Source organism: Streptomyces sp. UNOC14_S4 (assembly GCF_020740835.1).
Taxonomy (GTDB): Bacteria; Actinomycetota; Actinomycetes; order Streptomycetales; family Streptomycetaceae; genus Streptomyces.
In genome coordinates this window covers 1-26271 of sequence record NZ_JAINFC010000045.1, presented here as the reverse complement: position 1 = coordinate 26271, position 26271 = coordinate 1, and the positions used below count along the sequence as shown (strand labels likewise).

The window sequence follows — 26271 nt, the reverse complement described above, 5'->3', positions numbered from 1 at the left end:
GCCCATTTCGGGGTTCGGCCGCTCACCTCTGACCGCGGCGGCCGAACCCCTCTCTCCCCGTTGGAGGAGCACCTCAGCATGACCGAGATCAACGTGTCCGGTCCGCCCATCGAGGCGTCGGACGAGGAAAAGTCCGCTGCAGTTCTGCCGTTCAAGCTCAAGAAGTCCCCCGCCCCCGCACCTGCTGAGCAGGCGCCGGACACGGTGAAGCCGGGCGAGTGGGAGGCCGAACTCCCCGACACCGAGGACCCCGAGGCCGAAGGGCTCACCGAGGGCGCGGCCGTCGACCCGCCCAAGGAGGTCTATCCGCCGTCCATCACTGAGTGGATGGAGGAGCGTGACAAAGTCCGTCAGCCGGTCTTCCCCGAGTGGGTGAAGCTTCCTGACCAGCGCAAAGCCGTCCGTAAGTGGGCGGTGCGGCACTACTCCACGATGCTCGGCTACCACGCCTGGCGCCTGCCGTGCGTCTACACGCCCAAGCTGCTCGCCTACTCGCCGCGCGGAGCGTGGCGCTGGTCGTCGGCAGTGGGCCGGTGGGTCTTCGACGCAGAGGGGCGGGCCCTGCGCCTGGCCTCGGTGCTCGATGAGGACGCGGCGACGTATTTGAAGCTGTCGCGTCAGCGAGATGCCCGGGTACGGATGCGGTCGGTCATTGCGACCGTGTCCAGCGTCGCCGGCCTCACGATCGCTCTGCTGCTGTGGGTCATGGCGCCCACCTGGCTGCTCGCCCTGTCCATTGCCGCCCTGACCACGGGTTTCGGGCTCGGGGGGACACCCGCGGACAAGCCGCTCATCGACCGCGCCAAGGTGACGTTCCGCAAGCGCAAGCTGTCCTCGGACATCGTCATCCGCGCCCACGAGGCAGCCAAGCTGACCACGAAGGATCAGACGATTGCCTTCCCGCGGCCGATCGGCCGGGACGGCGACGGCTGGCGCGTGGTGGTCGACCTGCCCTACGGCATGACCTTCGAGGACGCCCTCAAAGCACACTCCAGGCTGGCGTCGGGTATGGACATCGCGCCCACGCAGCTGTTCATGGACAAGGACGAGACCAGCGGCCGACGTGTCTCCTACTGGATCGCCGACCGTGACCCGCTCGCCGTCCCGTCCGGCAAGACGCCGCTGCTCGGAGCCACCCGAGTGGACTTCTGGAAGCCGTTCCCGTGGGGCGTGGACGAGCGCGGCAACCCGGTGATGGCCACCATGCTGTGGCTGTCGCTGCTGGTCGGCGCGGTACCGCGGCAGGGCAAGACGTTCTCCGCCCGCACCATCGCGCTCGCCGCCGCCCTGGACCCGGACGTCCGCCTGATCGTGTTCGACGGGAAGGCGTCCCCGGACTGGCGTTCCTTCGCCAAGGTCGCCCACCGGATCGGCTTCGGCATCGTCTCCCGGGACGGCTTCGATCCGGTGATGCACCTGGTCAACGCGTTGATGGAACTGAAGGCCGATGTGGAGGACCGCTACCACCGGCTCTCCGAACTGCCCTTGCACATCTGCCCGGAGGGCAAGCTCACCCCGGAGATCAGCCGGGATCGGAAGCTGAACATGCCGCTCACCCTCGTGGTGGTGGACGAGGTGCAGGAGTACCTGCAGCACCCCACCCACGGCAAGACCATCCTTGACCTGCTCGTCTACCTCGCCCGCGTCGCCCCGGCGGTCGGCGTCTCGGTCATGAACTCCACACAGAAGCCCGACGACACCGCCTGCCCGTCGGTGCTGCGCGACCAGCACCAGGCCCGCTTCTCGCTGCGGGTCGGCTCGTACCACGTCTCTGAGGTGGTGCTCGGTGCCGGTTCCTACGGGGAGGGCCTGGACGCGTCCAAGCTGCTCAAGTCCCACAAGGGCGTTGGCCTGCTCAAGGGCATGACGGACGACTCGGGGATCGTGCGCACCTACCTGGCCACCGGCCGCGATGCGGACACGATCCTCAACCGAGCCCGTGCCCTGCGCGAGGAAGAGGGCACGCTGTCCGGCGACGCCGCGGGCGAGACCAGCAAGACGCGCAGCGCGGACGCGATCCTCGACGACACCGCCGCAGTGCTCGGGCGCAGCGAAGACAAGGTGTGGTCGGAGACCGTCGTCGACCGCCTTGCCGAGTTCGCCCCCGCGGTCTACGGCGAGTGGGCCGACCTGGAGGGCCGCGCCAAGGCCGACCAGCTCGCCACCGCACTCAAGCCGTACGGCATCACCACGAGCCAGGTGTGGGGCAAGACCGAGGACGGCAAGGGCGCCAACCGGCGTGGCATCGAGCGTCAGCACATCATCGACGCGATTACGCAGCGCAACAAGAAGCGGGGCGATAAGTAGGCGCCGGAGGCCGCTAGGTCTAGCGAGCAAGGTCGCTAGACCTAGCAACCTCGCTAGCGACCCACATAGCCCCTGATCAGGTCGCTAGCACCTAGCGACCCACCTGCGCAAACCCCGGAAACCCGCTCCGAGAGGCCCCGATGACCCTACCCCTGCTCGCTAGCACCACCCTCGCACTGATCACGATCAGTTACATCGGAGTGTGTGCGGTCTCGCCGTGGAAGTCCTGCCGCCGCTGCGACGGACTCGGCTTCCAGCTCACCCACACTCGCCGCGGCAAGCCCAAGCGCGGCAAGCACTGCCGCCGCTGCGACGGCAACGGCATCCGCATACGCCGCGGACGCCACCTCTACCACCTGTGGGTCCGCACCTACCGCACGGGCCGCGCCGCCGACGAAGCCGCCGCCAAGACGCCGGGCGCCAACTCCCGGAAGACGTCGACCACATGACCGCAATCCTGCGCTTCGCGCTCGCGACTGTCGCCCTCGGCCTGCTGCTGGCCTCCTGCCCCGCCCGCTGAACGAAAGGAGCACCCGCCCGTGGCGGTCAACGTCTCCGCGCTCCTCCTGCTCGGCATCGCCGCCATCTTCATCGTCCGGTCCAGGGCCGGAGGCATCGGCCCCGCCATCGTCCTGTTCCTGCTCGGCTTCTTCACCGCCGGGACCGGCGCCGACGAGCCGATCCGCAATCTGTGCGCCTCCGTCTTCAACTTCCTCGCCAGTCTGCGGACCTGAGAGGAGCTCCGCCGTGAACCAGCCCGCTCCCTACCGCCCGACCGAGACGGCCGACGCCGTCCACTACCCCACCCCGATACCGGCCGCGGCGCCGATCGTGCCCGTCCAGCCGGGCCACATCCCCGCCGTCCAGAGCGTCGTCCTGCCCGACGGCCGTGTCGTCACCGGCTACGCCATCGAACCGACCAAGCCCGAACCGGTCGCCGCCAGGCCGCCCGTCTCGCGGGCCGCGGTGAACATCGCCCTCGGGGGCGTCGGCTTCGCCGCAGTGTGCGGCGGACTGCTGATGCTCACCACGTTCGTCGCCGCCCTCACCGCGCTGATCACCCAGCTCATCATCCTGGCCGCAGTCATCTTCGGCGGCTTCATCGCCGTCCAGCTCTTCGCCGGATCGGGCGGCGCGACCACGGTCAACATCCGCAAGGCCGTCATCAAGCGCAACCACTTCCACACCTGAGGAGGGCCCCGTGCCGAAGTGGCCGGACAAGACCATCCCGAACTTCACCGACGAGGAACTGAACGCCGCGATCGAGCAGCACGAGAGCAACCCCGACCCGGTCATCCGGCAGATCGTGCAGGGCTGCTGGCGCGAGTGGGAGCGCCGCCGCGGCATCACCATCGACACCGAGGAGCAGGCCGAATGAACCACCCCCAGAGCCCGGTAGCGCTGGCCGACCAGGCCGCCGAAGCCGTCCGCGCCATCAACCACACCACCCGCGCGCCGGGGGCGGACTGGCAGTACCCCAGCGACGCCTACAGCCTGATCGGAACGCTCGCGCACCTGTCGCGCATGCTGCCTCAGGCCATCACCCAAGCGCTTCAGCCCGTAACCGACGCTCACGAGGCCGACCGGCTCACCGTGGACGGCGGCAAGGACCCCGACCAGGCCGCATCGTCCGCCGTCCAGACGGCGCGCGTCGCGATCGGCCGCGCCCAGCGTCTCGCCGAAGCCCTCGACCAGGTCCACTCAGCCCTCAGCCCGCTCGGCTACGACATCAGCGACGACGAGGACGAGTTCGCCGACTGCCCCCACTGCGCGGCAGAGGACGACGACGGCGAGATCTACCCGCACTGCTGCGGGTGCGGCGCCGACGGCAGCGGCGAACGCCCCGACTGCACCTGCGCCTAGCTGTGCCCGGGGCGGGCGCCATCTCTTCCACAAGCCGCGCCCGCCCCGGTGTCTCCCATCCCTCCAAGAGAGCAGGAGAACCCGTATGAGTCCTCCGACCGCACTGCGGCTCGGCTCGCTGTGCACCGGATACGGCGGCCTGGACATGGCCGTACAGGAGGTGTTCGGCGGCTCGCTGGCCTGGGTCGCGGACAACGACCCCGGGGCCAGTCGCATCCTCGCGCACCATCACCCCGGGACGCCGAACCTGAGCGACATCACCGCCGTCGACTGGGCCCGCGTCGCACCGGTCGACGTGCTGCTGGGCGGTTATCCGTGCCAGCCGTTCAGCTCTGCCGGCAAGAGGAAGGGAACCGACGATGCCCGGCACATCTGGCCCCACATTGCCCGTGCCCTTGGCGTTCTACGACCCCGGTACGCGGTCTTTGAAAACGTCGCAGGGCACCTTTCTCTCGGATTCGATGCCGTCCTCACTGACCTTGCCGCCCTCGGGTTCGATGCGCAGTGGTGCACTCTTCGCGCGTCCGACGTCGGCGCCGCCCACCAGCGCAAACGCCTCTTCGTCCTCGCGTGGCCTGCCGACTCCGGCGGCCCGGGACTGGCGTGGGGGCGGGCAATCGGGTCAGCTCCCGACGGCCGTCACGTCGCTGCTGCCGACGCCGTCGACGTCCGAGGCGACCGGAGCGGGGCACGCGGCACAGGGCGGCATGAACCTGCGGCACGTCGTCTCGCTGCTGCCGACACCTGTGGTCGGGGACTCCGAGGGAGCCCGGCAGTCGACCGCCCCCCATCCGCGCAGCACCTCGTCGACTCTGACGGATCTCGCATTCACCGGGGCGCTCCTGCCGACGCCGCGGGCGTCGGAGAACGAGAATCGGCAGACGAAGCGCACCCCGTCGCAGGAGGCCGGAACTCACGGCAAGTGCCTGGCTGCGGAGGTGGCCAGCCTCCTGCCGACGCCGCGGGCGACGGTCGGCACGAAGGGCGGCCCGAACCAGCGCGGCAGCAAGGGGGACCTGACGCTCCCGTCGGCGGCGCACCGGATTGGGGCGACTACGCTGGCGCTATCGCCCGCTGGGAACGCGCCCTCGGGCGACGTGCCCCCGGGCCAACTGATGCTCTGGGACGACTGAACCCGCCGTTCGTCGAATGGCTCATGGGGCTACCGCCGGGGCACGTCACCGACGTACCGGAGCTGTCGCGCTCGGCACAGCTCAAGGCCCTGGGCAACGGCGTCGTACCGCAGCAAGCCGCCCGCGCGCTGCGCCACCTCACCCAAACCGCACACGGCGCCGACACCCGCGCCGACGCTGCCTGACACACGCCCGGGGCGGGCGCCATCTCTTCCACAAGCCGCGCCCGCCCCGGGGTCTCCCATCCCTCCAAGAGAGCAGGAGATAACCCAGCATGACCCATCCCGCCCTGAGCCGGCGAGACCACCTCAGCACCGCGCTGCGTCTCGCGGTCGACGGCTTGCCCGTCCTGCCGCTGCACAAGGGCAAAGTGCCCTTCGCCAACTGCCCCGCCTGCCTGTACACCTCGTGCGGCGGGCGTCCCCACATGAAGACCCCCGGCCCCTGCACCTGCCCGAAGCCGTGCCACGGATGGGCCGCCGCCACCACCGACCCGTGGACCCTCAACTCACCCCAGTGGGCGGCAGCGTGGCGCGAGGCGGCGGCGGTCGCCTACTACCCGGGCGGCGCGGGCCTGACCGTCGTCGACCTCGACCACGCTGACGCCGTCGCCTGGGCCCGCGACGCCCTGCCAGCCACCCGGACCGTGCGCACCACGCGCGGACAGCACTGGATCTACCAGGGCACCATGCCGTCCGCGAACGGCGTCCGCGACGGCGTCGACATCAAGTCGACGATGGCCTACGCCCGCTGGCGCGGACCCGGCACCGGCACCCTCGCCGCGCTGCCCGAGGCGGTCCGCACGCTCGCCATCAAGGAGGCCGCCCTCGTCCAGCCCGCGCCATACGCCTTCACCGTACCCGCGCGGGCCGCTGAGGGCGCGTGCCCTCACCGCACGCCCGCCTTCCTGGAACGTGGCATCGCCATGGCGGAACAGCGCATCACCGAGGCGTCCAGCAGCATTCACGCGACCGTGTACGCGACGTTCTTGGCCGTGCTCTCCGTCCACGGGCGGTGCGGCTGCCTCACCGAGGACCACGCGGCGCGGTTGTTCGCCGCCGCGCAGGCCAAGGGCGAGTCACCGCGGCACTGCGCCGACGCGTGGACGAACGCCCGTACGAGGTTGGGGCTGTAGTCATGTCCGAGGACGACAAGACCCCGGCCCGCGAAGTCATCGCCGACTACGCGCAGGCCCACTTCCGTTACTTCCGCACCGCCGACGGCACCGTGTACGCGCAGAAGAACGGCCACCCCGTGGCCCGTCCGATCCGCTCCCAGGGAACGTCAGGGAGCCACCGGCAGGAACTCATGGTCGGCCTGTTCAAAGACGGGGTCGGCGTGTTCAACGGCACCGCGCTCAAGGAGGCGTTGGACTTGATCGAGGCACTCGCGCTGGACGAGGACACACAGCAAGTGCACATCCGCGTCGCGCCCGGATTCGACGGCGCGACCTGGCTGGACCTGGGCCGCAACGACGGCCAGTCCGTCCGCATCCACGCCACGGGGTGGGACATCGTCACCCCCGACCCGGCAGAGGTGTGCTGGCGCCGCACCCAGCTCACGGGCGAACTCCCCCTGCCCGTCAAGGACACCGACGGCAAGGGCATCGACCTGCTCTTGCGGCTGTGCAACTTCGCGACCGCCGAGACCGAGTGCCTGGCCATCGCCTGGCTGATCGGCTGCCTCGGTCCGTCCGTGCCCGTGCCCGCCCCGTTCCTCACCGGCCCCCAAGGCGCGGGGAAGTCCACGGGCGGGCGGATGCTCGTGCGGATCATCGAGGGCATGAGCGGTGACCTGCGCCGGGCCCCGAAGGACGAGGAGAACCTGATCGCGGCCGTCGCCGCGGGATGGGTCACCGCCCTCGACAACCTCTCCCACCTCACCCCGGACCTGTCCGACGCCATGTGCTGCATCGTCACCGGTGCCGAGAACATCAAACGCGCCCTGTACACCGACGGCGACGTGGTGCGGGCCCGCTACCGGCGCCCGCTGCTCATGACCGGTATCGACGTGGGAGTCATCCGTCCCGACCTTGCCGAACGGCTTCTGCCGCTCCGGCTGGAAAGGCCCAAGGTGCGGCGCACCGAGGCGGAGCTGTGGACGGAGTACGAGGAGATCCTTCCCGTCGTTCTCGGCTCGCTCCTCGACCTCACGGTCAAGGTTCGCGCCGCTGAGGCCGACATCCCCACCGACCTGCGCATGGCCGACTTCGCGCACCTGTGCGCGCAGCTCGATGCGGCAACCGGGTTCGGGGCCCTCGCCGCGTACCGGGCCAGCCTGGACGACCTCAACGACGACGTGATCGAGGGCGACCTCCTGGCACAGACCGTCTTGCAGTACGCGGCCGACATCGAGCCGGGGACCGAGGAACGCATGACCTCTGCCGAGTGGCTGCACGGCCTCACACGGCTCTACAGCGGCGAGGACTGTCGCCCCCTGCCCAAGGGCTGGCCGACCACGGGAAAGGTCCTCTCCGACCGTCTCAAGCGTCTTCAGCCGACCCTCGCCGCCCGTGGGGTCCTCATCGACTGGGGGCGTACCAGCGCCGCCCGCTACATCGAGATGACCCGCCAAGCGGCACCGGTCCCGCATCAGCAAGAGCAGATGCTCTGACCTCGGATTACGTGACCGAACGCACAAGCAAGAAGAGCACCACGCGCCAGCCCCGGGGTGCTCTTCTTGCTGTTGGGCGCCTTGCGCCGCCCGATGGTCGCGCCGCGAAGCGGCTCCTTCTTCACGTTCTGAGGAGCACCGCGCACCACAACAGACACCCCCTCTCTTGTCCTAAGGAAAGAGACCCTGCGTCACCCGCGTCACCCGACGTCCCGAAACGTCCCGTGACCCGCCATAACAGGAGTGACGCAGACAGAAGAAGGCTGCGTCATCCCGCGTCATCCGTGTCACCGATGGCGGATGCCTGTGTCACTGATGACGCAGCTCCGGCCCACCTGCGTCACGCAGAGGCACAGGTCAGCGGACCTATGTGACGCGGATGACGTGATGACGCAGAAATCCCAACCTCGGACAGAAGCCCTCGCACAGGAGGACTCAGGTTGAGCACCGTAGCGATCGCTCCCGAAGACCCCACCTTGGCTCTGCTCACTGTCGAAGAGGCGGCCCGTCGCCTCCGTATCGGCCGAACCCTCTGCTTCCAGCTCATCCGCTCTGGAGAGCTGGAGTCCGTCACCCTCGGGCACCTCCGCCGCGTGCCCGCCGACGCCGTACACGAGTACGTCACTCGGCTTCGCCAGTCCCACCGATCCGCCACGGTTGCCGTGGCCGCCGCATGAGGAGCGCGTACGTGTCAGACGAGAACGAGAGCAAGGACAGCTCGAAGAAGCGGACCCGCCAGCCCAACGGCCGATCTTCCATCTACTTCGGCAAGGACGGGAAGTGGCACGGCCGCGTCACGGTCGGCATCCGCGACGACGGGCGGCCCGACCGCCGTCACGTCGAACGCAAGACCCGAGCGGAAGTGGCTTCCGCCGTACGCGAGTTGGAGAAGCAGCGCGACGCCCAGACCGTCCGGAAGCCAGGCAAGCCCTGGACGGTCAAGACGTGGCTGACGCACTGGGTGGAGAACATCGCGCCCCTCGGGGTGAACGAGAACACGATGGTGGGCTACGGCGTCGCCGTCCGGAAGCATCTGATCCCCGGTCTCGGGGCACACCGCCTGGACAGGCTCAAGCCGGAGCACATCGAGACCTTCTACGGGAACATGAAGGACGCAGGCCGGAAGCCCGCCACGATTCACCAGATTCACCGCACCTTCCGGGTGGCCCTGAATGAGGCGGTCCGGCGCGGCCACCTCGGGCAGAACCCCGTGAAGCTGGCCAAGGCTCCCCGCCTCCGCGAACAGGAAGTCGAGCCGTTCACGGTCGACGAGGTGCAGCGGCTGCTCGCCACGGCGGACAAGCGCCGGAACTCTGCTCGGTGGGCCGTCGCGCTCGCCCTTGGACTCCGGCAGGGGGAAGCCCTCGGACTCAAGTGGTTGGACGTCGACCTGGACAGGGGCGTCCTCATGGTCCGCCGGAGCCGACGGCGCCCGCAGTACGCGCACGGCTGTGGCGACACCGACCCCTGCGGACGTAAGGCCGGGTACTGCCCCCAGCGGCAGCGCACGAACCCGGAGGTGGCCGACACCAAGTCGCGCGCAGGCCGACGGGCGGTCGGTCTTCCTCCACAGCTTGTGGATCTGCTGCGCGAGCACCGGACCAAGCAGGATGCCGAGCGCGGTGCGGCGGGCGACAAGTGGACGGATGAGGGGTGGCTCTTCGCGACCGAGACGGGCCGCGGCACCTCGCCCCGCACCGACTACGACGACTGGAAGGAGCTACTGCAAGCCGCGAAGGTGCGGGACGCCCGGCTGCACGACGCCCGGCACACTGCCGCGACGGTCCTGCTGATCCTCGGAGTCGCTGAGCGCGCCGTCATGGGCCTCATGGGTTGGTCCTCGACTGCCATGGCAGCGAGGTATCAGCACATGGTCGACACGGTCCGGAACGACATCGCCCGACAGGTCGACGGACTCATCTGGAAGCCGAGCGGCGACCGGCTGGACGATGGTGATGATGGGGCCGCAGGGGTTCTCGTACCGGCCAGCTGAGAGCCAACTGAGACGGTAACTGAGACGGAGCAGCACGAAGGGCCCGGTCCAGAGGACCGGGCCCTTCGTCTACCTGCGGTAGCGGAGGGATTTGAACCCGACAGCGTGACGCGTCTCACCTGCGGTTTTGTCGGAGAGCCCGGAAAATCGGGGCGTTTCGATCCTGCTCGACCCCTCTCCATCCCCCTCCGTCGAGGGGTGTGTGGACATGTCCACACACCCGGAGAGGGGGTGAGTCGGGGCGGGGTGAGCCCCTACCGGCCTGTCCAGGTAGACCTTAGGGGAGCTTTCTCTTGCGCAGGGCGGCCACCATCCGACGAGCCCCGGGCGAGAGTGCCGCCACGGCTCGGCATTACGGACAGTAGTCATTGTGGCGGCCGTACTGCGAAGGAGGCTGCTCGCTTCCCGCAGCGAGGGCTCCGAGCGCGACGGCCGTGGCGAGGTTGCGAGAGGAGGGCGGCTCGCCGTGCGCGGCGATGTACGTCTCTTCGCGCTGCGGGCGATCCGCCGTGAAGGTTTTCAGACCGCGGTCGGCGAACCGCGCCATAGCGGTCTGAATGGCCTGGCGGCGCGTGTCGATGCCGAGCAGCGGCGTACTGGCGACCTCGCGACCACCTGCCGGTACCCATCCTCAGCGCCCCGGAGAATCCCCCGGTGCGTCTGCTCGATCAGGCCGATGGTCTCGTGCGCGAAACGGTCGACCGCGTGCGTGTTGGGGGTGGCCTCCGCGATCCGGCGGGCGTCATCGTCGGCCAGGGCGCCGAGTTCGACGAGACTGGAACGCGCCCCGGTGCTGTACACCTCGGCGACGACGTCGAACACCTCGGCCTGCATAGCCGTGTTGAGCGCGTCGACGACGCCCGCCGAAGCGCGGCGATGCCGCGGAGCTTCGCGATGACCCAGCCGGGCGCGTCGAGATCGGCGGCGAGCTGCTGGGTGACGATGCCAAGGAGTCGCTGTGCGGCGTCCGAGTGGAGATTGCGGACGCTGGCGGGGAGGCCCTCGACCATCCCTGGGTGGATGGGCACAGCGCCCCCTGAACAGCTCTTCAACGCCATCGATGACGCCCAGTCGGACGCCTCGCGTGGCGGATGTGGAACGGCACAGGCCGGGGAGTGGGGGACCGCGGTGCATCGAAGCCCTGTGCATGGAACACCTCTCTAGTCACAGGGATGTTCACGCGTGACCGATGTCGTAACAACAGGATTACAGCCCGGGCGCAGCCTTGCGCGCTCCGTTACGCCGACACCTAGGATCACGCCCAGCACGGGAGGGGCCCGCAGACAACACTGTCTCGGCAGATAGCGGATTGAATGCGCGCCCCTCCGCGCGTCCCTGGCGCTTCCACCTGATGGCAGAAAACACCCATAACGGCCCCCGGTAACGGGAGGCCTCCTCCTGATAAAAGGACGGAACGGCATGGAGAATACGACACCTTCGCGCAAGAGCAATACCTCGCACGCACGATTTGGCGAGAAGCGCGCCCCCCTGGAGGAGGCCCATCAGCGGTTCTGCAAGGAGATCTATGAGGTTACGGACCGGGGTGACCTGGATCAGTCCCTTGTTGACGGCCTGATTGAGGTTCTGACGGAGGAGGTCGGCGCGGAGCTGGTCCAGGAGCTCTTCCAGGAGGTGATCGATGAGGTGATCGATGAGTGGGGCGGTTGCTAGCCGGAAGGTTGCTGCTTACGTTTGGTAAATCTATGGCTCCGGCCGCTACGGCTTGCCGCAGAGGACCGGAGCCAAATGATCACTGAGCCTGATCAAGATCTCTCTGTCGGTAGCCTTTCGCCCACGGGCGTCTCGGCGTAGCCCCGCCCCGGGCTGCCGATGTGCTGCCAGGGGCGGGTGGCCAGGGCTGAGCGGGAACCGTCGAGTCTCTTCGGCGGTTTCTGCCATCTGCGGGTGTCGCGCCGTACACAATGGCGGGCATGCCGGAACTCCAGCGCCTCGTTGACGACCTCGCTGCCCAGTACCTGGCCGGCCGGTGGACGCCGTACCCGGAGGAGGAGCGGCGCGTGGCGATCCTCTCGCTCGCTGCCAGCATCGACGGCGGTTTGGAGGGGTTGGTAGCTGGAGGCGCACTCACCGGTTCATCGATTGCCGAGGCGTTGCGTCCGCACCCAGACCTTGACTCCTGGCGGCTGACACCGGTGCTACGCGTTTACCCGGCTGGGGACAATCACAGCAGGGCTTTGACCCGAGACCTCTTGGACGCTGTGACCCGGACTCCGGCACCAGCAGGCTCATACATCCAGTCTCCGGCCGTCTACACCGGACCAGCGGTCTTCCTCGCCGGTGGAATTACCGGTTGTCCGGACTGGCAGACCAGGGCGGCCCTGCAACTGCGTGCGACGGGGATGGAAGCCGCCGTCCTAAACCCACGGCAGCTGGCCTTCCCCGGTGGTTCGGAGGCCATGCGCAGGCAGATTGCTTGGGAGCACGAACATCTGCACCGCGCTCAAGCGATCTTGTTCTGGTTCTGCGCCGAGCGCGACCAACCGATCGCCTTGTACGAACTCGGGGCCGCCGCGGCACGCGGCGCTCGTATCGCCGTGGGTACGGACGCTGAGTACCCACGGCGGTTGGACGTGATTGAGCAGCTGCGGCACGCGCGGCCGGAGGTGGCTGTTCACAACTCTCTGGCCTCCACCGTCCGTGCGGCCGCGGCCCTCATGCGGGACTGCACGGCCCGGACATGAGCCCGGGGTTTCCTCTGGCAGAAGCTGTTACGCGTCCTCAGTCGAGCACCATCCGGTGATTTGGTAGCGCTGGAGGTTGTGCTGAGCCGTGAAGCTCATGACCCACTTCTCTTGGCGTGAGTCGATCACTATCAGCCGTGGGTCAACTGTGTTGTTCGGCGTGAGCAGCACCATGGGCACCGAAACGGGGCACTCACGCCCTTCCGCCGACTCCGCGCGGAAGACCCGGTCAGTGAGCATGCCCCCCGCGAGGAGCCCGACACGGTGGTACTGGGCGGAGACCATGCGGAGGACGCCGTCCAGTTCGATCGCCACCATGCGGTTCTCCGGCTGGGCCGCCGCCTGTTCGCAGGGGCACGGCTCGTTGTACGGCGTTCCGTCGGCATAGACAGGGCGGTCGGCAAGGTGCCACTGGGCGCCTTCACAGACGCGTCGAGTGTGGCATGGGCACTTTGGGCAGTCTGCTGGCCTCGGGCGCTCGTAGTGCGGGCCGAACGGCTCGGGGAACAGGTCGTCGTTCATGCTCTGGCCTCCGTGGACATGCGGGAGAGTGCTGCAACGGTCTTGTGGAGGGTGTCGGACAGGGCGCGGGCTTCGTCGCCAGCTTGACCCAGGAGCTGAAGCAGTGCGCTGGCCGCTTCGCCAGCGTCGGCTCCGTCATCCATATGGATCAGGCCCATGGACAGTTGCCGCCGCGTCGTGATGGACAGGTGGCGCAGGGTCTTCGGGAGCTCGTCGACCATCGCCGTAAGGGGTGCCGTGACGGCGCTGACCATGGGCGGGTAGGGCAACCGGTCCGGGGCAATGGTGATGTCGTTGACCTGCTGTATTGCTGCTACAGCAGCATCCGCCGCGCGCACTGCGGCGGCGTGGGGCGTGCTCAAGAGCGCACGTCGTTGAACGGCGGGGGCGGACGCCATGTGTTCTCCAATCGGTGGTCAAGCGTGGCAGGACGGGCCAGTCACCACAGGCTCAGGGGTTTGCCAGCCGCAGCAGCGATAGTGATGCGGTGGGAGATCTCCTCCTCGGACTCGCCGAGCGCGCGTCCGGTCCGTATGGCGGCGCTGATGGCCCGTGAGCGTCCTGCGGGTCCACGAAGATCTGCCAGCGGGCTGCTGGGGTTACGGCGCCGCGTCAGCCATTCGTGCCGGTTCTCCGCCGGGGTGCCGAGCCGCAGGTGGCGGGGCTGCTGGCATGAGTGGTTGTCGCATGTGTGACAGACGGTTGGACTGTCGGTATCCCAGCCCAGGCGGGCGATCACGCCGTGCGCCAGCTGGTACCCGTAGAGGTGGCCGGGCACCGTACCTCGCCGAGTCCGGCCGGGCAGGGATGCCGCGCGGAAGCTCGCGTGGCCGGTACTGGAGATCCCGCCGAAGAAGAACCAGCAGTCGTCAGGCGAAAAGGTGCGGTGCACCTTGGCCCAGTAACGGGCCTGAACCGATGGATCGGCGAGCCATACGGCCCACTCCGCCGCAGGGATACGGACAGGGGAGGGCTCGCCGACCAAGGCGAGCTGCTCGGGTCTCTCGCCCGCCGACGCGGGCCCGGACCGGTCCACCGCTGCCAGCGGGAACAGGCCGGGCCCGGCGTCGTCAGGCGGCAGCGGCATCGGTCTGGCCGTTGTCCAGACCCCCGGCCTCCGGAGATGCGGGTGCTGGGGCTGGCGAGGTGACATTCGTCGAGTGATCAGAGCGCGCACGCCGAGTCGCCCGCGGACGCTCCGCGCGAGCGCGCAGCGACTCGATGACCTCCTTGGCCCGGGCCGCGGTAACAGGCTTCGCTTCACGCTCCAGCTCGTCAGCGGGCACGCCGAGCAGCTGCGAGACGAGCTGCGAGTCGTGGTCGAACAGCCGCAGCGCCGCCGCTGCGGCTTCACGTGCCGCGATGTCAGCCGCTTCCTTCTGGGCCGCCGCGTCTGCCGCTGTCCTCCGCGTCGTCAGGACGTTTGCCGCCGCCATCTCACGCGTCTTCGCTTGGAGCGACTCCATAGCGCGCACACGCCGCCGGAGTTCGGCCGCACTGACCCTGGCCGGCGTCGAAGTCGTGGTCACTGATCGCTCCCCTCGAAGTCCTGCTGATCCGCCACGGTCGCGGTCAGCGGCCTGGTCTTGGCGCGGTGCTGTTCGGATTGCCTGCTCATGCGTCGAACCGTAGGCAGGGATCCGGGAAGAAGTCACAGGGCGCTGGCCGGAGGAGCTGACGTCAGAGCTTGCGCCTCCGGCGGGTCCTACTCGGAGGGAGAGGGGGCGCCTACGGTCACATGGCACGCGTGGCCGCCTCTCGTCGGCGACTGCGAGTGCTCTGAGCTGGGAAAAGCGGCCAGCGGGGAGAGAGGGGTGGCTCGCCGGGGCACGGTGCGCCGTCCGCCGGGCCCGTCGGGGGCCGGGCGCCGTACCCCCGCCGTCACGGACGCGAGCGCGTGAGGCGACCACCTCCCCGGCCGTGGCGGGCGGGGAGCTAACAGCTGCCGCGATCCGGCGGGGGCCGGTGTGGTCGCCTCCGCGTCGGCGCGGGTCTCGTCGTGGCTGAGGCGCGTGTCGTGTCGTTGGCTGGGCTTGGACGCCGTCTGCCGCACCCCGTGGTGACCGCTCTCGGCTGAGGCCCGGCCAGAGCGCCCCGTCCAGGCCAAAAGGCCCCTCGTGGCCGAGCCCGGTCATGGGCGATCGGCCGACCAGTGGTGCAGGAAGGCCGCAGGTCAGGACTTGTTCCAGGCTTCAAAACATGGTTTAATTAGTGATGTCGGAAGGGGAGGGCAACCCCCGGAAGACCCGCCGGGCCAATCGGCTAGGCGGATGCTCTCTCGCCAGGAGATTGATATGTCCACTACGCAGGCAAATGCCAAACTCTCGACCATCCGCGCCCTGTTGGCCAAGGCCGAGGACCCGGCGGCTCCGGAGGCGGAGGCTGACCTCTGCCGGAAGCGGGCGTTCGAAATGATGGCCAAGTACGGCGTTGAACAGGCCATGCTGAATGACGGGAAAGCCGACGCCGGTACCCCGACCGATCGCGTGATCACGGTGGATGCCCCCTGGGCGATGGAACGCGTCCAGCTGATGAACGATATTGCGAAGGCTCTGGGGTGCCATCTTCTGTATCTCGGCAAGGAAGGCCAGGCGGCTAAGCACAGCGTTCACCTCTTCGGGTACGCCTCCGATTTGGAGCGGCTGGAGTTGCTTTACACGTCTCTGCTTCTTCAGATGCACGGTGAGCTTGAGCGCCAGCAGGTCCCCGCTGGTGTGCGTAGTGCCCGCGCGTGGCGCCGCTCGTGGCTGCTTGGATTCATCGTGCGTGTCGGCCGTCGGCTTCAGGAGGCCGAGCGCATGGCTCAAGCGGAGGCCCATGGTGAAACGTCGGGTAGTGGACGCAGCGCGGAGCTTGTGCTGGCCGACCGCAAGACCGCTGTCCAGCGCAGCTACCGAGCGATGTATCCGGTTGGGAGCACGTCCGAAAGCCGGTCGACGATGACCGGTACGGGGTGGGGCCACGGCTGGAAGGCGGGGGGTACGGCCGATATCGGACAGGGCCGCGTTGGTCGGCCCGCCGCCGGAGCCATCGGGTCCTAGTCGAACCTCTGCCGGGGCGGTAACCGCCGCCCCGGCCTCAACCGCCAGCACAGGGGGAGGGCGACCCCCCGAACGGCACGGCCGCCGGGCTCAGTCCGGCCCGGCGGTCCCTCTCACCACGAAAGACGGAACATCATGAGCAAGACAACGACCGCAGCCGAGCCGCAGGCCACCACGCCCACCCAGTGGGAGAGGGTTTCCGTGGCCGAGCTGATCGCTCACCCGGGCAACGTCCGTGAGGTCCAGGTGCCCGCCGACGTCATGGCCGACATCACTGCCAACGGCGTCGAGGAGCCTCTTCACATCGTCCGGACGCGCGGCGGTGTGCCCCAGGTCATCGACGGATTCCTCCGCTTGGCAGCCGCCATTGCCGCCGGGCTGGAGTCGGTACCGTTCACTCCCCGCCCGGTCATCCGGATTGACGCGCTCACTCCGCACCCGAAGAACGCACGCGAGGATCTCGACATCAGCGCCGCGTTCGTTGAGTCGCTCCGCTCCGAGGGATGCCGTATCCCGGTCAAGGTCCAGCGGCTAGACGGGGGAGTCATCCAGGTCAACGACGGGAACCGGCGCTACTTCGGGTCGAAGGAGGCGAGGCTTACCCACCTGCCGTATGAGTGGGAGGACGACGACCGCGACGAGGCCGGGCAGATTCTCGACATGATCACGACTGCCCAGCACCGCAAGGCGTTGACGCGCGGCGAGATGACCGCCGCCATGTTCAGTGCGGCCGAGGCGGGGGCCCAGGTGGGCCGTATCGCCAAGGCCGCAGGCGTCCGGCAGAAGGACGTCAAGGCCGTCGTGAAGGTCAAGAGCAACAAGACCCTTAACGAAGCCGCCGCAAGTGCCAACTACGCATGGACGTTTGACGAGCTCGCCGCCCTCTCGGAGTTCGCCGACGACCCCGAGGCGCTCGCCGCGATCACGAAGGCCGCCGAGGACGAAGACGCTGCCGACGAAGTCGAATGGACTATCGCGATCGAGCGGACCAAGCGCGAGAAGAAGGCCAAGGCGCAGGCGCATCGCGCCGAGCTGGAGAAGGCCGGGCAGAAGGTCCGGGACATGGCAGAGCTGTCCGACCGGGCAACTCCTGTATGGCGGCTCAGGACCCCGGACGGGGGACGCATCACCGCCGAGGAGCACGCGGAGTGCAAGGGGCAGGTCTGGGTTTTGGAAGGGGGCGACGACGAGAGGCTGAAGCCCTATTGCACGTCACCGGCCTTGTACGGCCACGCCGAGCCCGGCAACCCGATGGGCGGCAGTGGGAAGAGCACCGCCGAGAAGGAGGCGGAGAAGGCGGCCCGCGCCGCCGTCAAGAAGGGGAACATTGAGTGGGACGCCGCCGAGACTCGCCGCCGCCAGTGGCTTGCGGATCTGGTCAAGCGCCGCAATCTCCCCAAGGGCATCACCAACGCCCTGATCGGCCACATCAACACGGCATTGCTTGGCGGCCGGTGGGGACTCTGCGACGACCTGAACAAGGAGCCCACCACCAAGATTCTGGCGGTTCTGCTCGGGCTCACGGGCGACAAGGCGAAGTACCGCGTTGACTTCCCCGAGCACGTCGCTAAGGACCCCCGCCGTGCCCCTCAGCTCCAGTTCGCCGCCGTCGCCGCCGTCCGGGAGAAGTCCGCGTCCCGCCCCGCGTGGCGCACCGATGACCAGCGGTGCAACGAGATCAGGATTCCCACCGCCCGGTGGTTCGCCATCCTCGAAGCGCTCGGGTACCAGCTCACCCCCATCGAGCAGGCCGTCAAGGATGACGAGCCGTACGACCCGAACAAGAAGAGGCGCGCTGCGATCACGGCCAGCGCCGAGCCCGAGCAGGCCGACCAGGCGCCCACCGCCGCCGACGCAGCCGCCGTCTAAGCCCCTCAGCCGCACAATGCCGGGGGCGGGGCTACCGCCCGCCCCCGGCTACCCCAGGAGCCCCACAATGACCCGTACAGCCACGTTCGAGACCCTCGCAGGCGACCACGGTTGCGGTTGCCTTCCCGCCCCCGCCGAGCTTGACCCCGGTACCGTCGCCGACATCATGCAGGCCCGCGCTATCGCGGGCGGACTCGAAGAGTTCGGTATCGGGCCCGCTCGCTGGTCCGCCGCCTATGACCGCGAGGCTGCCGCCGTCGTTCTGCGCGTGGACACCTCGCGCGGACTGTACGCACTCGTCATCCCGGCCCCCGGCCAGCCGTTCCCCGTCCGTCACCGGGGCGGGTACGTCGGCGCCCTTGACTGTCGCCGCGCTTACGACACCGCCGACAGCTACATCGGCGCCTTGTTCGCCGCGTTCCTCCGGGACCGCGCTGCACTGGACATCCCGGGCCTTGATGTTTGCCCCACACCTAGAAACGTGGTTTAATTAATGACGTCGGAGGGTGAGGGTAACCCCCCTCCGGTCACCGGGTCGCACGCGGCCCGCCCCGACCCTGGCCGAACGCGGAGGGCAACCCGCCCGGCCGGGCGCTCATCACCTCTCACCAGCAGGAGCACGCACGATGAACAGCGCAGCCATGCGTTTCGACATCCCGGCCACATCCGCCAGCCGTGTCCGTCGGCTTGTCGAGGCCACCAATACCCGCGCCGCCGTTCACGGTCTGACCGCCTATTCGCTCGACATCTCCGCGCCATTCCTCGCGGACTACGAGGACCCGTTCGACGGCCGCATCGTCGGTCAGCGGCCCACTGTCACGGTGACGATCTTCGGGGAGATCCCCCGTCACAGCGGCTGGACCGTTGTGGCCCGGCTGGACCACGACGAGGAGGGGGAGACGATCCTCAGCCTGTTCCCCGGACTGCCCGACGAGCTTGCCCAGGAGGCGAGCGGACAGCGGGTGATCAAGAACGTCTGCCACGGCTGCAAGGTGGCTCGCCATCGGAGCGCGACCTATCTTGCCCGCCACGACAGCGGCGAGTACCGGCAGTTGGGCACCACATGCGTGGAGCCGTACACCGGACTGCCGATCAAGGGGCTTGAGGCGGTGTGGCGCGGCTTCGGCCGGTTGAAGGAGTCCGATTGGGACGGCGACAGCGAAGGCGGATTCCCCGCCGATCTCCGGGTCGTCGTGGCGGAGGCACTCCGAGTCGCCGCCGCCGTCGTCCTCCAGGACGGCCGTTTCTATAGCCGATCCGAGGAGTGGAAGAACGTCACGCCGACTGCCGATTCCGTCTCAGCGTATTTCTTTGACCGCCGAGCGCCGATGGAGTGGCGAGCGGCCATTGACGCCGAGTTCGACGCACCTTCCATTGCCGCCGCTGTGCGGGAATGGGCCGTCCAGGGATACGGCAGCACCTCCGACTACCGCCACAAGGTGGGCCAGCTTGCCAAGGCCGAGACCGTCGACCCCCGCCACCTGTCGACGCTGGTTTCAGCCATCGCAGGATGGCACCGCGACCAGGAGAAGGCCGCCACTGAGCGCGCCGCCCGGAACTCAAAGCCGCAGGGCATCAAAGGAGAGCGGCTCACCGTCACCGCCACAGTGACGACCGTGATCGAGCTGGAAGAGCGGCACTACGGCTACCACGCCCAGCGCCGCCGCCTGATCAAGTTCCAGGACCAGGAGGGCCATGTCTATGTCTGGTTCAGCAGCGCGGCCACCGTCCCCGACAAGGGCGACGAAGTCGAGTTGACCGGCACCGTCAAGGACCACAGCACCTACGGCGAGGTAGCGCAGACCGTACTGACTCGCTGCCGGGCCACCCAGCGGCAACTCACCGCCGCGTAGCCGTTCGTCATTCATTCACCGCAGTTCTACAGCGAAGGCATCATCATGAACCGCTTTTCCTCCCTGTGGCGAGAGGTCACCGACAGGATGGCACCCCTCCAGCACGCTGCCTACGAATGCCCGTGCGGCGTGAAAGTTGAGATCACGGGAACGCCGACCGATATCACGACATACCTTCGCCTTGTGATGCGCCACACCTGTCAGGCCGACACCGGCGGAGGCGCCACGAAGAACTGAAAGACTCCGCCGTGGGGAAGGGTGCATCTACCCCCCTACGAGCCGGAAAGACGCCTACTGATCACGCCAGGAACGGGGCGCGTTCACGGACGCGCCCCGGCAGGACCACACCGGAGAGAACCGAGAGTATGAGCGCAGACATGTACGTCATCACGCCCCGATGGACCGTTCAGGCCCCCTACGTGCGCACGACACTCCGCAGAGCCCTTGGGGCCCAGTCCGCACAGGATGTGTGGAGTGGAACGGAGCACATCAACAACGCAACTGCGATGATCTACGGCAACGATCTTCCGGATTCCGGCCAGTGGACGTTCACCAAATCCCAACTGGCGACACTCGTGATCGCCCTGAAATGGCGCCGGGTGAATCGCGACAGCTTCGGCACGGACACCGCCTCTGACACGCTCGCGCACTACGAGGAGATAGAGGACGCCGTTAACCAGGCTTACCGCTCAGCTTGTCACGCAGAGGGTCGCTACTGGATGTAGAGGGTTGCCCCACCCTTCGAAACATGGTTTAATTAATGAAGTCGGAGGGGTGACGCCCCCTCCGGCGCCCCTCGGGGGAATTCTCGAACTCTCTCACCAGGAGGAAAGTCGTGGCTCGCAAGCCGAAGATGAACGAGGAAGGGCGCCGCGCCTACGGTGACCGAATGCGCGCCGAACTTGAAGCGGTCATGAACCGCGCCTATGGCGCCATGGTTACTAGCGAAGACTTCTGGGCAGAGGTCATGCGTACGGCCGCAGTGCTCCCGGACCGCAGCCCGATCAACTGCGTCGCGATTGCGGCCCAGCGTCCCGGAGCCACCCGCGTACTCGCTACGGGGGATTGGCGGAAGGGTGGCCGCTACCCGGTCAAGGGCTCTACTGCCATTCGTATTTGGACGCCGATCAAGCGTCGATCGGGTGCGTCGCCGGACGCTCCCGAACCGGCCCGCGATGCCGCACCGCAGGCAGCCCCGGAAGCTCCCGCCGAAGGCGTACGCGTAACAGGGTTCAAGGCCGCTCCCGTCTTCGATCTTTCGCAGACAGGGGGTGATGACTACCGGCCGCCCGCGCCTGCGCATCTCCCCGCGTCTGTCGTGCGCGATCTTCTCATCGCGCAGTACCGGAGGGCGTACGGCGCGGACCCCGAGTCGGCCGGACCGCTTTACTACCCGGGGGAGTCCTCGGATGTCGCCGCTCGCATCCTGCTGCGTGATCACGCGCGGCGCCGTGTCTCCGAGGCTGAGGCGGAGGTGCCGGGGCAGCATGATGCTGAGGTGGCGTCCGCCGCTCATGTGGCCGCGCGCATGCTCGGTATCGCGCCCGACCGCGCCGTCATGCCACCGCTCGCGGGCATCATCGCGGACACCAAGAACCCTCCCGTACACGGGTCGGTCGTGCGCGTCGTGGAGGCCGCCCGGTCCATCGTTGATGCCGTCACTACTGCTGCGGATGGGCTGTTCGGGCCGACCCTGGAACGTGTCGGGGGGGTTGAACCCGGCGCATAAACATGGTTTAATTAAGCATGTCGGGAGAGGGAGGGCAACCCCCCTCCCGACACCCAACGGGGCTGTGCGCCCCTTCTCTCACCAGACAGGACATCTCGATGATCACCACTGAGCAGGCCCCGCGCCCCAGCGTCCAGGACTTCCCCACCGCCACGCTCGTTCTGGCCGGACCGTGGCACCGGGCCCAGCAGCTCGAAGCCCGCCCCGGCATCGTCGTCGGCCCCTTCGGCGGCGCGGACTGCGCGGACGAAGCGACCATGGCCGTCGTCTGGTTCTTCGGCGACGGTGCCCCGGAGCCCGGCCCCACCGTCCAGGCCATGTTCCCCCGCGAACTCACCCCGATTGACGACACGCTGATCACGATGGACCAGGACGCGTTCCGCGACATCGTGTGCAACCTCCGGCGAGGACGGTTCGCCTACGACGACGACGGCGAAGAACTCCGCATCGCAGTCCGCCAGGCGTGGCGCCAGCGGGCCGGACTCGCCGAGACCGACCCCGCCGCACGCCACACGCTCCACCGCAGCTGACCAACCGGCCGCCGGTCCGGAGGAGGGCAACACCTCCGGACCGGCGGACCCCGAAAGGGAAGCGGACACCCCCTTCGGGGGCGGCAGCCCCCTAACCCGGTGCGTTCACCGCGGCGTGCCGTCTCCGCCGCGGGCGGCGAAGCCGGCACGCCGCGGGCACCGGAATGCGGACGCGCCCCGCCGGGGCGCGGCTGCCTCTGCCGTCGCGCAGGGCGCGACGGCCTGCGGGCCATTCGTCCCTCACGGCCCGCAGTCGGTGGCGCGGGCCGCACTCCAAACGACGGTCCGACCTGCGGACGGACCAAAAACTCTCACCAGGAAGACAGTTCAGTGACTATCGAGATCACTCACACCCGCCGCGAAGGCACCCTCATCGAGGGCACGAGCAGGAACGATGGCTCGAAGGAAGTCCTTCGGACTCGCCACTACGCATCCGGCTACACCACGCTCGCCCGGTGGTCCCGCAACCTCGGGTGCTGGTACCTCCCCTACAGCCGCGACAAGCGCACATCCCGGCCGATGCTGGAGGCCCTCGCCGACCGCTTCCGCGCCGCAGGCTTCGAGGCCACCGTCACCATTGACGAGACCGACCGCCGTTCCTTCGCCGAGGCGGAAGCCGACCGCGTCCAGCAGGCCGAAGACCGCGCTACCCGCTTCGGCCGGTACGCGGACAACGCCGCCACCAGGTCCGAGGCCGCATGGAAGCGCGGGCACGAGATCTCCGAGCGCTTCCACATGGGCCAGCCAATCTTGGTGGGGCACCACTCCGAGCCCCGCGCCCGCCGCGATCACAAGCGCATGGACAGCGCCATGCACACCAGCATCAGCGAGCGGGACAAGGCCGGGTACTGGGCCGACCGGGAGAAGGCCGCCGCCGGGTACGAGCAGTTCCGGCGGAATCCGGCCCGCACCCTTCGACGGATCGACAAGCTCAGGGCCGAACTCCGAGCGGTGGAGAAGTGGCAGCGCGGCGAGTCCGCCCACGGCTACACCCAGAACATCAACAACCCCGACACCCGCCAGGAGCTGGAGATCCAGCACAAGGAACTGAGCGAAGAGATCGCCTACTGGCAGGACGTGATCAAGGAAGCCGAGCAGAACGGCTTCAAGATCTGGTCGCGTGCCGACTTCCAGCGTGGGGACTACGCGCAAGCGGGCGGGAAGTGGTGGGAGGTCCTGCGCGTCAACACCAAGAGCCTGACCATCCCGCACATCCACATCGGCATCGGCAAGAAGGTCGTTCAAGCCGCCGACATGACCCGCCCGGACTCCACATGGCGGACGCCGTACGACGAGGTCACCGGTCGTAAGAGCGCCGACGAGATGCGCCAAGAACTGTCGGCCGCCGCGTAATGCCCATTCCCGCCCCGGCCGAGCGCGCCGGGGCGGGCCCCTCCCCACACCAGAACGGCACCACCATGACCGCACAGATCCTCGAATTGCCCGCAAGCGTCACCGCCCCCGACCACCTGATTGCCACTCCCAGCGGGGACGTGACAGCCACCCTCCAGACCGCCATGCCGTACCGAATCGGAGCGCCGGACATCGCCTGTCGCTATCCCGTGATCATTGGCGAAGACCGAGTCATCGGGCAGGCCCGTCGCTGGCATCGTGACTGGTGGGTCGACTCCAGCGCGGGAGAACACAACCTCCGCCGTCCGCCCAAGGGCATACCGGGCATCGACATGGCCGCCGCCTACCTCGCGGAGGAGTACGCCGCTGGTCGCGTCACGGCCGTCCCGCTGGATCAGGTACGAGCCGAGGCACCCGCGCCGCTGTGCGGCCCGGTGCCCCTGCTGCACCCGCGGATGCCTGTCAACGACCGCAACATCAAGAGTGCTCTCACCGCGTTCGCAGGGCTCGCCGCGTATCACTGGCGGGCGGTGTCCACAGGGTTCCCCGGCTCCGATAACCACTGGTACTTGGCCTGTGAGCTGTGCGGCGAGTGGGAGGGGCCCCGCTACTGGAGCCATCTGCGTGGCCGCAACGGTCAGCCGCCGAGCCCGTACCGCCACGATGGCGGATGCCTCGGCGAAGAGAAGGTCCGCGCGCTGATCACCGCCTACCAGCAGTAGCCCACCCGGGGCGGCGCCACGCCGCCGCCCCGGTCCTCTCTGAACGGACCCCCATGCCGATCCGCTACAGCCCCGAAAGTGTCCTCATCCCCACGGACCCCGCCGCGATCCTCGAATGGGCCGCCCACCACATCGAGCATGTCGGCATCCACCAGGGCCACGGCCTCTTCGCAGGCCCCGGCCGCACCGTCACCCTGCCCTGCTGGCCCCGCGGCGCCGTCGAAGTCGCCGCCGGCCGCGGCCGCGGAAGCGCTGGCCGCACCTACGACTGGGATCGCATCTGGGAGGCCCGCGACGAGGCGCTCTGCACCCTCGCCGAGCACCTCACCGGGCGCCCGTTCCGAGCCGACGACTCCGCAGTCGCCAACCGCCTCCATCGCGACGCCATCGACCGATGGAGCGCCGAGCCCGGCCGTACGGCCGCAGACGCCGCCCAGGCCCTCCGCGCCGCCGCCGACCGCTCCACCCGCCTCTTCTGGCGGCCGCGCCGGGGACGGCAAGAGTCACCCGTCCCCGGCTTCGTCACCGGAACGTTCATGACCAGAAAGACCAGCACCATGCACACGACGAAGGAACCCGCCACCGCATCACCGCGGACACCGAACCGACGCGGTGCCGCACAACTCAGCCGGGACGGCATCGCCCGGATCGGCGTCCCCCTGCAACTCCGCCTCAGCGCATCCGACCTGACCCGTGTCCTTACCGCCGCCCCCGCCGAGTACGACCTGACCACACTCGATCCCGTCGAGATCCGAGCCCTCGTCGCGGCCGTGCTCACCCAGCACGGATACGACATCCTCACCCGCACCACGTACGACAGCAGCGACGGCCGCCACCAGGCCGCCCGCCGAGCGATCCGCCGCGCCTACGGCCACCGCTTCACCGGCTTCCCGGACGAACAAATCTTCCTCGCCGAACCGCTCTTTCACGCCGTCCGCGCCGGCCTCTGGAGCGACCAGCCATGACCATGCCCCGCGGAGCCCGTGCCCGCCAGACCTACTACTGGCAGGTGCGCATGGCCCGAACCCGCGCCCTGCAAGCTGTGAACCCCGCCGAGACCTGGCACATCGAGACCGGGCACCCAGGTGGGGCCTACTCCGACCTCGGACACGACACCACCCCGCCGCAGCATCACGCGCCCACCCTGCTGGCCCGACGAGTCCCCGGCGGCCGGGACGACGAATACCGCGGAGCCTGCCTTGGCTGCGAGTGGGAGGGCGAGGCACACTCGGGCGACCGGTGGAAGGAGGCCGAGAACGCGGCGGTCGAGGACGCACACGACCACGCCTTCCCCGGATGGCGAACCCTCCCGTCGACCGCCAAGAACAAGGACCGGTGGGACCTGCCCCGGAACGTCCGACTCTGGAAACAGCTCACCTCCCTCTACCCGCCCGGCTGGGTGGACCAGGGCGCCCCGCTGCTGGTCTGGGCGCGATACCGCAACGAGCCCCACGACCCGCCCCACAAGGGACGCCCCCGGTACGAACTCCGCGTCGACAAGCCCCAGCAGAAGGCGCCTGCCCTCACCGAACAGGCGGCACTGTTCTGACACCGGTCGGCACCCTGCACGCACGAGCACCACCCGCTCACTGAAGGTGGTTTAATTCCATAGCCGGAATCGGGACGGCAACACTCGCTCCGGCATAACGGGCCGCAGCTACGACGCCCGGCGTCGATCACGCATCCGGACCGCCAGACAAAAAGTGACGGCCAGCGCACAAGGGCAACAAGGCGCTGGCCGTCGTGTTCTCTCACCAGAAAGAACCCCACCATGCTAATCGACCGGCACCCCGATCGTCCTCACCCCGGGGACTATGCCCAGCTCAAGGCAGGTAACAGGCTCGGCGCCGACCCGAGCATCAGCTTTGTCATCGTCGAGGGCTTTCCGCCCGGTCAAGAGAGCATCGTCCTTAACCTCCCGGCTGGGCACCCGGGCCGGGAGGACTGGGCCGCCGCCGTCGACCTGGACGACGTCGCCAGCCTGACGCGGGTCAACCCTGAGGGCACCCGCACATGGGCGCCGACCCCCGACCCCGAGGCC

Annotated in this window: 31 protein-coding genes and 1 pseudogene; 27 read left to right on the top strand and 5 right to left on the bottom strand. The window is 68.6% G+C overall.

The genetic code is table 11. From position 1 onward, the window contains the following. Positions 1 to 78 precede the first annotated feature (78 nt). The 13 genes and pseudogenes from K6I34_RS06790 to K6I34_RS06730 all read left to right on the top strand — a co-directional run bounded on the left by K6I34_RS06790 (position 79) and on the right by K6I34_RS06730 (position 9909). The gene (locus K6I34_RS06790) at positions 79 to 2307 is read left to right on the top strand and encodes a cell division protein FtsK (RefSeq protein ID WP_229323180.1); all 2229 of its coding nucleotides are present in this window, start codon (positions 79 to 81) and stop codon (positions 2305 to 2307) included. A gap of 140 nt (positions 2308 to 2447) precedes the next feature. Beyond that, entirely contained in the window at positions 2448 to 2756 is a 309-nt protein-coding gene (locus tag K6I34_RS06785) for a hypothetical protein (protein ID WP_229323177.1), read from the top strand. Positions 2757 to 2846: 90 nt separating this feature from the next. Beyond that, positions 2847 to 3041 carry a hypothetical protein gene (locus tag K6I34_RS06780; protein ID WP_229323176.1) on the top strand — a complete coding sequence of 65 codons (195 nt, stop codon included), beginning with the start codon at positions 2847 to 2849 and terminating at the stop codon, positions 3039 to 3041. 13 nt (positions 3042 to 3054) lie between these two features. After that, the gene (locus K6I34_RS06775) at positions 3055 to 3498 is read left to right on the top strand and encodes a hypothetical protein (RefSeq protein ID WP_229323175.1); all 444 of its coding nucleotides are present in this window, start codon (positions 3055 to 3057) and stop codon (positions 3496 to 3498) included. A gap of 10 nt (positions 3499 to 3508) precedes the next feature. Continuing rightward, positions 3509 to 3685 (top strand): hypothetical protein, encoded by a 177-nt coding sequence (locus K6I34_RS06770; protein WP_229323174.1) that lies wholly within the window; start codon positions 3509 to 3511, stop codon positions 3683 to 3685. Next, entirely contained in the window at positions 3682 to 4170 is a 489-nt protein-coding gene (locus tag K6I34_RS06765; protein ID WP_229323173.1) for a hypothetical protein, read from the top strand. Before K6I34_RS06770 ends, K6I34_RS06765 begins: the two co-directional genes overlap by 4 nt. Before the next feature lie 85 nt (positions 4171 to 4255). Continuing rightward, positions 4256 to 4684: pseudogene (locus K6I34_RS06760) on the top strand (DNA cytosine methyltransferase); the annotation flags it as partial. Continuing rightward, positions 4566 to 5303 carry a hypothetical protein gene (locus tag K6I34_RS06755; RefSeq protein ID WP_229323184.1) on the top strand — a complete coding sequence of 246 codons (738 nt, stop codon included), beginning with the start codon at positions 4566 to 4568 and terminating at the stop codon, positions 5301 to 5303. The pseudogene K6I34_RS06760 and the gene K6I34_RS06755, both read left to right, overlap by 119 nt. A gap of 23 nt (positions 5304 to 5326) precedes the next feature. Continuing rightward, positions 5327 to 5488: a hypothetical protein gene (locus K6I34_RS06750; protein WP_229323182.1), complete on the top strand. Its 162-nt coding sequence runs from the start codon at positions 5327 to 5329 to the stop codon at positions 5486 to 5488. 89 nt (positions 5489 to 5577) lie between these two features. Continuing rightward, positions 5578 to 6438 (top strand): bifunctional DNA primase/polymerase, encoded by an 861-nt coding sequence (locus tag K6I34_RS06745; RefSeq protein ID WP_229323172.1) that lies wholly within the window; start codon positions 5578 to 5580, stop codon positions 6436 to 6438. Between the two features lie 2 nt (positions 6439 to 6440). Continuing rightward, the gene (locus tag K6I34_RS06740) at positions 6441 to 7916 is read left to right on the top strand and encodes an ATP-binding protein (RefSeq protein WP_229323171.1); all 1476 of its coding nucleotides are present in this window, start codon (positions 6441 to 6443) and stop codon (positions 7914 to 7916) included. A 440-nt stretch (positions 7917 to 8356) separates the two neighbouring features. After that, positions 8357 to 8593 carry an excisionase family DNA-binding protein gene (locus K6I34_RS06735; RefSeq protein WP_229323170.1) on the top strand — a complete coding sequence of 79 codons (237 nt, stop codon included), beginning with the start codon at positions 8357 to 8359 and terminating at the stop codon, positions 8591 to 8593. An 11-nt stretch (positions 8594 to 8604) separates the two neighbouring features. Next, entirely contained in the window at positions 8605 to 9909 is a 1305-nt protein-coding gene (locus K6I34_RS06730) for a site-specific integrase (protein ID WP_229323169.1), read from the top strand. Positions 9910 to 10428: 519 nt separating this feature from the next. Here K6I34_RS06730 and K6I34_RS06725 read toward each other — a convergent pair. Continuing rightward, a complete protein-coding gene (locus K6I34_RS06725; RefSeq protein WP_229323168.1) occupies positions 10429 to 10731 on the bottom strand; it encodes a hypothetical protein in 303 nt (100 codons plus the stop codon). A 597-nt stretch (positions 10732 to 11328) separates the two neighbouring features. Here K6I34_RS06725 and K6I34_RS06720 point away from each other — a divergent pair. Both K6I34_RS06720 and K6I34_RS06715 read left to right on the top strand, forming a co-directional pair. Then, positions 11329 to 11580, top strand: coding sequence for a hypothetical protein (locus tag K6I34_RS06720; RefSeq protein ID WP_229323167.1), 252 nt, complete (start codon positions 11329 to 11331; stop codon positions 11578 to 11580). 260 nt (positions 11581 to 11840) lie between these two features. After that, the gene (locus tag K6I34_RS06715; protein WP_229323166.1) at positions 11841 to 12611 is read left to right on the top strand and encodes a nucleoside 2-deoxyribosyltransferase domain-containing protein; all 771 of its coding nucleotides are present in this window, start codon (positions 11841 to 11843) and stop codon (positions 12609 to 12611) included. 27 nt (positions 12612 to 12638) lie between these two features. Here the strand turns inward: K6I34_RS06715 and K6I34_RS06710 are convergent, their stop codons facing one another. The 4 genes from K6I34_RS06710 to K6I34_RS06695 are packed head-to-tail and all read right to left on the bottom strand — an operon-like array spanning position 12639 to position 14662. Then, positions 12639 to 13133 carry a hypothetical protein gene (locus tag K6I34_RS06710; RefSeq protein WP_229323165.1) on the bottom strand — a complete coding sequence of 165 codons (495 nt, stop codon included), beginning with the start codon at positions 13131 to 13133 and terminating at the stop codon, positions 12639 to 12641. Beyond that, a complete protein-coding gene (locus K6I34_RS06705; protein ID WP_229323164.1) occupies positions 13130 to 13531 on the bottom strand; it encodes a hypothetical protein in 402 nt (133 codons plus the stop codon). Before K6I34_RS06705 ends, K6I34_RS06710 begins: the two co-directional genes overlap by 4 nt. Before the next feature lie 41 nt (positions 13532 to 13572). After that, positions 13573 to 14220 carry a hypothetical protein gene (locus K6I34_RS06700; RefSeq protein WP_229323163.1) on the bottom strand — a complete coding sequence of 216 codons (648 nt, stop codon included), beginning with the start codon at positions 14218 to 14220 and terminating at the stop codon, positions 13573 to 13575. After that, the gene (locus K6I34_RS06695; protein WP_229323162.1) at positions 14204 to 14662 is read right to left on the bottom strand and encodes a hypothetical protein; all 459 of its coding nucleotides are present in this window, start codon (positions 14660 to 14662) and stop codon (positions 14204 to 14206) included. The genes K6I34_RS06700 and K6I34_RS06695 overlap by 17 nt, the downstream gene beginning before the upstream one ends. Before the next feature lie 765 nt (positions 14663 to 15427). Here K6I34_RS06695 and K6I34_RS06690 point away from each other — a divergent pair. From K6I34_RS06690 to K6I34_RS06635, 12 genes are all read left to right on the top strand, one after another. Continuing rightward, a complete protein-coding gene (locus K6I34_RS06690) occupies positions 15428 to 16174 on the top strand; it encodes a DUF2786 domain-containing protein (protein WP_229323161.1) in 747 nt (248 codons plus the stop codon). Positions 16175 to 16309: 135 nt separating this feature from the next. Then, positions 16310 to 18043, top strand: a complete 1734-nt coding sequence (locus K6I34_RS06685; RefSeq protein ID WP_229323160.1) for a ParB N-terminal domain-containing protein — start codon at positions 16310 to 16312, stop codon at positions 18041 to 18043. Between the two features lie 67 nt (positions 18044 to 18110). Next, positions 18111 to 18533: a hypothetical protein gene (locus tag K6I34_RS06680; protein WP_229323159.1), complete on the top strand. Its 423-nt coding sequence runs from the start codon at positions 18111 to 18113 to the stop codon at positions 18531 to 18533. Between the two features lie 136 nt (positions 18534 to 18669). Then, complete coding sequence (locus K6I34_RS06675; protein ID WP_229323158.1) at positions 18670 to 19896, top strand: hypothetical protein; 1227 nt, start codon at positions 18670 to 18672, stop codon at positions 19894 to 19896. Positions 19897 to 20273: 377 nt separating this feature from the next. After that, the gene (locus K6I34_RS06670; RefSeq protein ID WP_229323157.1) at positions 20274 to 20621 is read left to right on the top strand and encodes a hypothetical protein; all 348 of its coding nucleotides are present in this window, start codon (positions 20274 to 20276) and stop codon (positions 20619 to 20621) included. 110 nt (positions 20622 to 20731) lie between these two features. Then, the gene (locus K6I34_RS06665) at positions 20732 to 21625 is read left to right on the top strand and encodes a hypothetical protein (RefSeq protein ID WP_229323156.1); all 894 of its coding nucleotides are present in this window, start codon (positions 20732 to 20734) and stop codon (positions 21623 to 21625) included. A gap of 98 nt (positions 21626 to 21723) precedes the next feature. Further along, positions 21724 to 22155 carry a DUF6409 family protein gene (locus K6I34_RS06660; RefSeq protein ID WP_229323155.1) on the top strand — a complete coding sequence of 144 codons (432 nt, stop codon included), beginning with the start codon at positions 21724 to 21726 and terminating at the stop codon, positions 22153 to 22155. 330 nt (positions 22156 to 22485) lie between these two features. Then, complete coding sequence (locus K6I34_RS06655; protein WP_229323154.1) at positions 22486 to 23508, top strand: DUF3560 domain-containing protein; 1023 nt, start codon at positions 22486 to 22488, stop codon at positions 23506 to 23508. Beyond that, complete coding sequence (locus K6I34_RS06650; RefSeq protein WP_229323153.1) at positions 23508 to 24230, top strand: hypothetical protein; 723 nt, start codon at positions 23508 to 23510, stop codon at positions 24228 to 24230. The genes K6I34_RS06655 and K6I34_RS06650 overlap by 1 nt, the downstream gene beginning before the upstream one ends. A gap of 53 nt (positions 24231 to 24283) precedes the next feature. Next, positions 24284 to 25195, top strand: a complete 912-nt coding sequence (locus K6I34_RS06645; RefSeq protein ID WP_229323152.1) for a DUF6181 family protein — start codon at positions 24284 to 24286, stop codon at positions 25193 to 25195. Further along, positions 25192 to 25779 carry a DUF6349 family protein gene (locus K6I34_RS06640; protein WP_229323151.1) on the top strand — a complete coding sequence of 196 codons (588 nt, stop codon included), beginning with the start codon at positions 25192 to 25194 and terminating at the stop codon, positions 25777 to 25779. Before K6I34_RS06645 ends, K6I34_RS06640 begins: the two co-directional genes overlap by 4 nt. A gap of 222 nt (positions 25780 to 26001) precedes the next feature. Continuing rightward, the coding region (locus K6I34_RS06635; RefSeq protein ID WP_229323150.1) for a DUF6211 family protein at positions 26002 to 26271 on the top strand (270 nt) is incomplete at its 3' end.